Consider the following 7,152-nt stretch of genomic DNA (forward strand, 5'->3'; position numbering starts at 1 on the left):
GACCCCCTGTGAGGTTTCAGCCTGCGTAAGGTCTCGGTAAAGGATTTCCGATACGAGACGGTATCGTATCGGAACGCGCCTAGGCTCGAATCCATGACTACTCCTGCCGTCCCTGCCTCCCGGATACCGGAAGAGGTGCACCGGCGACGCTGGGCGATCCTCGGTGTGCTGATGCTCAGCCTGCTGATCGTCGTCCTCGACAACTCCATCCTGAACGTCGCGATCAAGACCATCTCGACCCCGGCCCCCACCGGCCTGGGCGCCACGCAGAGCCAGCTGGAGTGGGCGATCAACGCCTACACCCTCGTCTTCGCGGGCCTGCTGTTCAGCGCCGGACTGCTCGGCGACCGCCTGGGCCGCAAGCTGGTCCTGCTCGGCGGGCTCGTCGTCTTCGGCCTCGGTTCGGCGCTCGCCGCCGAGTCCGGCTCGCCGGGCCAGCTGATCGCCTTCCGCGCGGTGATGGGCCTGGGTGCCGCCTTCGTGATGCCCGCGACGCTCGCCGTCCTCATGAACGTGTTCGAACGGGACGAGCAGCCGAAGGCCATCGGCATCTGGGCCGGCGGTGTCGGCCTGGCCATCGCCATCGGCCCGATCACCGGCGGAGTGCTGCTCGACCACTTCTGGTGGGGCTCGGTCTTCCTCATCAATGTGCCGATCGTGGTGCTCGCGATCGGGCTGATGGTGTGGCTGGTGCCCGACTCCCGCGACCCGAACCCCGGCCGTATCGACCCCGTCGGAGTGGTCCTGTCCGTCGTCGGCCTGGTCCTGCTCGTCTACGGCATCATCAAGGGCGGCCAGCTCGCCGACTTCACGGACCCCACGGTGCTGGCGACCGTCGCCGCCGGTCTCGCCGTCCTCGCCGCCTTCGTGGTGTTCGAGAAGCGCAGCGACCACCCGTCCATCGACATCACGTACTTCCAGAACAAGGTCTTCTCGGCGGCGATCGCCGTCATCGCGCTGGTCTTCTTCGCGCTGATGGGCGTGACCTTCTTCTCCGTCTTCTACACCCAGAGCGTGCGCGGCTACTCGCCGCTGCAGACCGGCCTGCTGATGCTGCCGCTCGCCGCCGCCCAGATGATCTTCGCGCCCCGGGCCCGGCTGGTCGTCGACCGCATCGGCATCAGGGCAACGACCACGAGCGCCATGCTCCTGATCGCCGCGACGCTGGCCGCGTTCGCCTCGTTCGAGGCCGACACGCCGATCTGGCTGCTGGAGGTCGTCTTCTTCCTCATGGGCACCGGCATGGCGCACATCATGACGCCGACCAGCGTCGTCATCATGCAGGCCCTGCCCCGCGAGAAGGCCGGCTCCGCGTCCGCGCTCAGCAACACCTTCCGGCAGGTCGGCGGCGCGCTCGGCATCGCCGTCCTCGGCTCGGTCCTGTCGGCGTCCTACCGCAGCGGCGTCGAGGACGAGCTCGGCGCGCTGCCGGCCGGGCTGCGCGACACGGCCGGTGAGTCCATCGAGGCCACGCTGGGCGTCGCCGCCAAGCTGGGTGCCAGGGGCGAGGCCCTGGTCACGCCCGCCAACGACGCGTTCCTGCACGCGATGCACGTCACCGCGCTGTGCGGCGCCGGCATAGCGCTGGTGGGCGCGGCCGTCGTGGCGCTGTTCCTGCCGGGCCGGCCGACGTCCGGTCAGCAGGGCGAGAAGGAGACGGAGTTGGTGGTGGCGGGGGAGTAACGGAGGGTGGTCCGGGGGGCAGACCTCAGGAAGCCGGGGGGAATCGCCGAGAATCATCCCAGTGCAACGAAGGGACGGACGACAGTGAGCCTCGCCGACACCAACACCGCTTCGGGGGCCCCCGCCAGGGGGCGCCCCCGGAGCGAGGCCGTGGAGCGCGCCATCATGGAGGGCGCGATGAAGCTCCTCGAGGACGGAGTGTCGCTGGCGGAGCTGTCGATAGAGCGCATCGCCCGCACCGCCGGCGTCGGCAAGGCCACCATCTACCGCCGCTGGAGCGGCAAGGAGGCCCTCTTCGTCGACGTGCTGCGCGCCGCCGAGCCCCCGGACCCCGTGCTGCCCGGCACCTCGATGCGCGACGACCTGATCGTCCTGCTGGAGTCGCAGCGCCGACGCGGCCTGGCCAGCCGCTCCTCGGCCATCCTGTACAACGTGCACGTCCAGATGAAGAGTTGCCCGAAGATCTGGGCCGCCTACGACAGCACCGTCATCGCCCCCCGGCGCCGGCTCGCCGCCGAGATCCTGCGCCGGGGCCAGGAGAACGGCGAACTGCGCGCCGACATCGACGTGGAACTCGCCAACGACCTGTTCATCGGCCCCGTTCTCGTCCGTTCCGTCATGCGCCCGGACGGCGACCTGCCCGAGGACCTCGCGCAGCGGGTGGTCGACACGCTGCTCCAGGGGCTGCGGCCGGTCGGTCCTCCCGGCCCCCAACACCCGGCACCGTAGCCCGAATGTGCGCGTTTCGTCACAGACCCCTCGGTCCCGTCCGTAAGCGGAACTCCCGACGCCGCCCCGGGCGTCTTCGTGCCCGTACGGCCGCCATGGGGCGGCGGGGATCGGAGCCGATCATCCCCTAGGGTCTTAGGACGTGGGGGGACGACGGTGTGCTCGGCAGGTAGTGAGGCGACGGTATGGCGCAGCAGGCGTATGTGACGGAGACGGACAACGGCGGCTCGGGGGACGAGCGCCGGGGCTCCCGGCTCCGGCGCCTCGCCAGGCGTCTGCTCGGCGGCTGGCGGGGCGACCCACGGATCTGGCGGCGCGGCCTCGTCCTCGCGGCGATCGCGCTGCTGCTGGCCCTGGTGATGCTGCTGCACTCGCGCATCCCGAACACCATCGGCAACCTCGGCAGCCTCACGGAGACGTTCCTGCCCTGGTGCGGCGTGCTCGTGCCGGTGCTGCTCGTCCTGGCACTGGTGCGCAGGTCCGCGACCGCGCTGATCGCGGTGCTGCTGCCGGCGATCGTGTGGCTGAACCTCTTCGGCGGTCTGCTCACCGACAAGGCGGCCGCCGGCGGCGACCTCATGGTGGCCACCCACAACGTCAACGCCGACAACACCGACCCGCAGGGCACCGCCCGTGAGGTCGCCGCGTCCGGCGCGGACGTGCTGGCCCTGGAGGAACTGAAGGCGTCCGCGGTCCCGACGTACGAGAAGGCGCTCACGTCGACGTACAAGTACCACTCGGTGCAGGGCACCGTCGGGCTGTGGAGCAAGTACCCGCTGAGCGGTGTCGCGGCCGTCGACATCAAGCTGGGCTGGATCCGGGCGATGCGGGCGACGGTGGCGACCCCGGCCGGCGAGGTCGCGGTGTACGTCGCCCACATGCCCTCGGTGCGGGTGAAGATGAACGCCGGGTTCACCGCCCGGCAGCGCGACAAGAGCGCCGACGCGCTGGGCGAGGCGATCGCGGACGAGAAGCTGAGCCGGAAGATCCTGCTCGGCGACCTCAACGGCACCATGAACGACCGCGCGCTCACCGCCGTCACCTCCCAGATGCGCTCGACGCAGGGCGCGGCGGGCAGCGGGTTCGGGTTCAGCTGGCCGGCGTCGTTCCCGATGGCGCGGATCGACCAGATCATGGTGCAGGGCGTAGAGCCGGTCAGCTCGTGGACGCTGCCGGCCACCGGCAGTGACCACCTGCCGGTGGCGGCGCGTGTGAACCTGGCCACAAACGGCTCCTGAGAGGCCGCCGCAACCTCGTCGTCACCCGTTGGAATACTCGGCCTGAGAGACTTTGTTCCGTACTTGAACATACGATGTGCGGAACTCCCCTCGAAAGGCCCCTCATGCCCCTCGCCCTGCTCGCCCTCGCCGTCGGTGCCTTCGGCATCGGGACGACCGAGTTCGTGATGATGGGGCTGCTCCCCGAGGTCGCGGACGACCTGAACATCTCCATCCCCGGCGCCGGACACCTCGTCTCCGCCTACGCGCTCGGCGTCGTCATAGGCGCCCCGCTGCTGGCCGCCGCCACCGCGCGACTGTCCCGCCGTACCGTCCTCATCGGCCTGATGGCCCTGTTCGTGGCCGGCAACGCCCTCTCCGCCTTCGCCCCCGACTACCACTACCTGCTGGCCGCCCGCTTCCTCAGCGGTCTTCCGCACGGCGCCTTCTTCGGTGTCGGCGCGGTCGTCGCGACGAACATGGTGGCCCCGGAGCGCAAGGCCCGTTCGGTCTCGCTGATGTTCCTCGGCCTGACCGTCGCCAACATCGCGGGCGTACCGGTCGCCACCCTCATGGGCCAGCACCTCGGGTGGCGGGCCACGTTCCTCGGCGTCAGCGCGATCGGGCTCGCGGCGATCGTCTCGCTGGCGCTGCTGATCCCGCACGACCACGCGCACGCGCCAGCCACCGGGCTGCGCGGCGAACTGGCCGCGCTGCGCTCACTGCCGGTGTGGCTGGCGCTCGGTACGACGGTCGCGGGCTTCGGCGCGCTGTTCTCCGCGTACAGCTACATCACGCCGATGCTCACCGACGCGGCCGGGTACGCGGACTCCAGCGTCACGCTGCTGCTGGCGCTGTTCGGCGTGGGCGCCACCGTGGGCAACCTGCTCGGCGGGCGCCTCGCGGACCACGCGATGCGCCGCACGCTCTTCGGCGGCCTGGCCGCGCTGGTCGTCGTGCTGGCCGTCTTCCCGCTGCTGATGCGTACGCAGTGGAGCGCGGGGCTGGCGGTGATCCTGCTCGGTGTCGCCGCGTTCGTCACCGGGTCGCCGCTCCAGCTGATGGTCATGGAGAAGGCGACGGCGGCGCCCTCCCTGGCGTCCTCCGCCAACCAGGCCGCGTTCAACCTGGCGAACGCCGGCGGCGCGTGGATCGGCGGGCTGGCGCTGGCGGCGGGCTTCGGCGTGACCTCCCCGGCGCTCGCCGGGGCCGGGCTCGCGGTGCTGGGCCTCGGGGTGGCGGCCGCCGCCTACGTGGTGGACGCCCGCCGCACCACCCCGCCGGCCGGGCGGGAGCGCGTGGTCGCCGCGCACGTGGTCGACCGCCCCGGCGTCCTCCACCACTGAACGGCCACGGCCCCGTCCGCGGGGCCGGTCAGCGCCCCGGCTCCGGGGGGTCGAAACGGGCGAGGTCGCGCAGCCAGGTCCCGGCCGTGCTGTCGGACGGTGCGCGCCAGTCGCCGCGCGGTGAGAGCGAGCCACCGGCCGAGACCTTCGGCCCGTTCGGCATGGCCGAGCGCTTGAACTGCGCGAACCCGAAGAAGCGCCGGCAGAACACCTCCAGCCAGCGGCGGATCTCCGGCAGGTCGTACGCCACCCGTTCGGCCTCGGGGAAGTTGGGCGGCCACGCACCGCTGTCCGGGTCGTGCCACGCGTGCCAGGCCAGGAAGGCGATCTTCGACGGCCGGAAGCCGTACCGCAGCACGTGGAACAGGGTGAAGTCGTGCAGCGCGTACGGGCCGATCTTGGACTCGGTGGACTGCATCTCCTCGCCCGGTACGAGCTCCGGGCTGATCTCGGTGTCCAGGATCGCGGCGAGCGTGGCGTCGGTCTCCTCGCCGAACTGGCCGCTGCCGATGACCCAGCGGATCAGATGCTGGATCAGTGTCTTCGGCACACCCGAGTTGACGTTGTAGTGACTCATCTGGTCGCCCACGCCGTACGTGGACCAGCCGAGCGCCAGCTCCGACAGGTCACCGGTCCCGAGCACGATGCCGCCGCGCTGGTTGGCGAGCCGGAACAGGTAGTCGGTGCGCAGTCCGGCCTGCACGTTCTCGAAGGTGACGTCGTACACCGCCTCGCCGGAGGCGAAGGGGTGGCCCATCTCCTTCAGCATCAGCCGGGCGGTCGGCGTGATGTCCAGCTCGGCCGCCGTGACGCCGAGGGAGCGCATCAGCTTGTGCGCGTTGTCCTTGGTGTGGTCGCTGGTGGCGAAGCCGGGCAGGGTGAAGGCGAGGATGTCGCTGCGCGGGCGGCCCGCCCGGTCCATCGCGCGGGCGGCGACGATCAGCGCGTGCGTGGAGTCGAGCCCGCCGGACACCCCGATGACCACCTTCGGGCCGCCGATCGCCGCGAGCCGCTGCTGCAGCCCCGCGACCTGGATGTTGTACGCCTCGTAGCAGTCCAGGGCCAGCCGGTCGGGGTCCGCGGGCACGAACGGGAAGCGCTCGACGCGGCGCCGCAGACCCAGGTCACCGGTCGGCGGGTCCAGCCTGAACGACACCGTCCGGAAGTCTGCGGTGCGGGCGGCGTGGGTGCGCCGGTTGTCGTCGAAGGTGCCCGTCCGCTGCCGCTCCTGCCGCAGCAGGTCGAGGTCGACGTCGGCCACGGCGAACTGGTCCTCGAGCGGGAAGCGTTCGGACTCGGCCAGCAGCGCCCCGTTCTCGTAGACCATGGTCTGGCCGTCCCAGGACAGGTCGGTGGTCGACTCTCCCAGGCCGGCCGCCGCGTAGACGTACGCGGCGATACAGCGCGAGGACGCCGAGCGGCACATCAGCTTGCGGTCCTCGGCCCGGCCGACGGTGATCGGGCTGCCGGAGAGATTGGCGAGGACGGTGGCGCCCGCCAGGGCCGCCTCGGCGCTCGGCGGCACCGGCACCCACATGTCCTCGCAGATCTCCGTGTGCAGCACCAGGCCCGGGACGTCGTCCGCGGCGAACAGCAGGTCCACGCCGAACGGCACCGACTCCCCGCCGACCCGGATCGTGCCGCCGCGCTCGTCGTCGCCCGCGGCGATCTGCCGGCGCTCGTAGAACTCCCGGTAGTTCGGCGGGTAGGACTTGGGCACGACTCCGAGGACACGGCCGCGGTGCGCGATCACCGCGCAGTTGTAGATCCGGTTGCGATGGCGCAGGGGGGCACCCACGACCAGGACCGGCAGGAGGTCCGCCGAGCCTGTCACCACCTCCCGGAGCGCTTCCTCGACCTGATCGAGCAGCGCGTCCTGGAGCAGCAGGTCCTCGATCGAGTAACCGCACAGTGCCATCTCCGGGAAGACGGCGACGGCGACACCCTCCCCGGCGCACCTGCGCGCGTGGCGCAGGACCGCCTCGGCGTTGGCGTGCGGGTCCGCGATGACGGTGTGGCCCGTGCAGGCGGCGACGCGTGCGAAGCCGTGCTGATAGAGCGACCGGAAGTTCAGAGGAGGCACGGGGCCAGTGTAATCGTCAGAGCGACGCGATGGGGTGGCGGGGGCGGGGCGCGGCCCACCCCGCGCACGCGAAGGGGCGCGGAACGATCCGTTC

Annotated in this window: 5 protein-coding genes; 4 read left to right on the forward strand and 1 reads right to left on the reverse strand. The window is 71.3% G+C overall.

The genetic code is table 11. The features are described from left to right. The first annotated feature begins 93 nt into the window (after positions 1-93). The 4 genes from ACFV0T_RS39250 (at position 94) to ACFV0T_RS39265 (ending at position 4,975) form a co-directional block, all read left to right on the forward strand. Complete coding sequence (locus ACFV0T_RS39250) at positions 94-1,683, forward strand: MFS transporter (protein ID WP_385789884.1); 1,590 nt, start codon at positions 94-96, stop codon at positions 1,681-1,683. 84 nt (positions 1,684-1,767) lie between these two features. Further along, positions 1,768-2,412, forward strand: coding sequence for a TetR/AcrR family transcriptional regulator (locus ACFV0T_RS39255; protein ID WP_385789886.1), 645 nt, complete (start codon positions 1,768-1,770; stop codon positions 2,410-2,412). Positions 2,413-2,597: 185 nt separating this feature from the next. Further along, on the forward strand, positions 2,598-3,650 hold the full coding sequence (locus ACFV0T_RS39260; protein WP_385789888.1) for an endonuclease/exonuclease/phosphatase family protein: 1,053 nt from the start codon (positions 2,598-2,600) through the stop codon (positions 3,648-3,650). A 104-nt stretch (positions 3,651-3,754) separates the two neighbouring features. Further along, positions 3,755-4,975 carry an MFS transporter gene (locus ACFV0T_RS39265; protein ID WP_385789890.1) on the forward strand — a complete coding sequence of 407 codons (1,221 nt, stop codon included), beginning with the start codon at positions 3,755-3,757 and terminating at the stop codon, positions 4,973-4,975. 28 nt (positions 4,976-5,003) lie between these two features. Here the strand turns inward: ACFV0T_RS39265 and ACFV0T_RS39270 are convergent, their stop codons facing one another. Continuing rightward, entirely contained in the window at positions 5,004-7,049 is a 2,046-nt protein-coding gene (locus ACFV0T_RS39270) for an NAD(+) synthase (RefSeq protein WP_385789894.1), read from the reverse strand. Positions 7,050-7,152 lie beyond the last annotated feature (103 nt).

This window comes from Streptomyces sp. NPDC059582, from assembly GCF_042735715.1.
Classification (GTDB): Bacteria; Actinomycetota; Actinomycetes; order Streptomycetales; family Streptomycetaceae; genus Streptomyces.

Coding starts and splice junctions, on each gene's coding strand:
- ACFV0T_RS39250 (WP_385789884.1), top strand. CDS start 94: ATGACTACTCCTGCCGTCCCTGCCTCCCGGATACCGGAAGAGGTGCAC.
- ACFV0T_RS39260 (WP_385789888.1), top strand. CDS start 2,598: ATGGCGCAGCAGGCGTATGTGACGGAGACGGACAACGGCGGCTCGGGG.
- ACFV0T_RS39265 (WP_385789890.1), top strand. CDS start 3,755: ATGCCCCTCGCCCTGCTCGCCCTCGCCGTCGGTGCCTTCGGCATCGGG.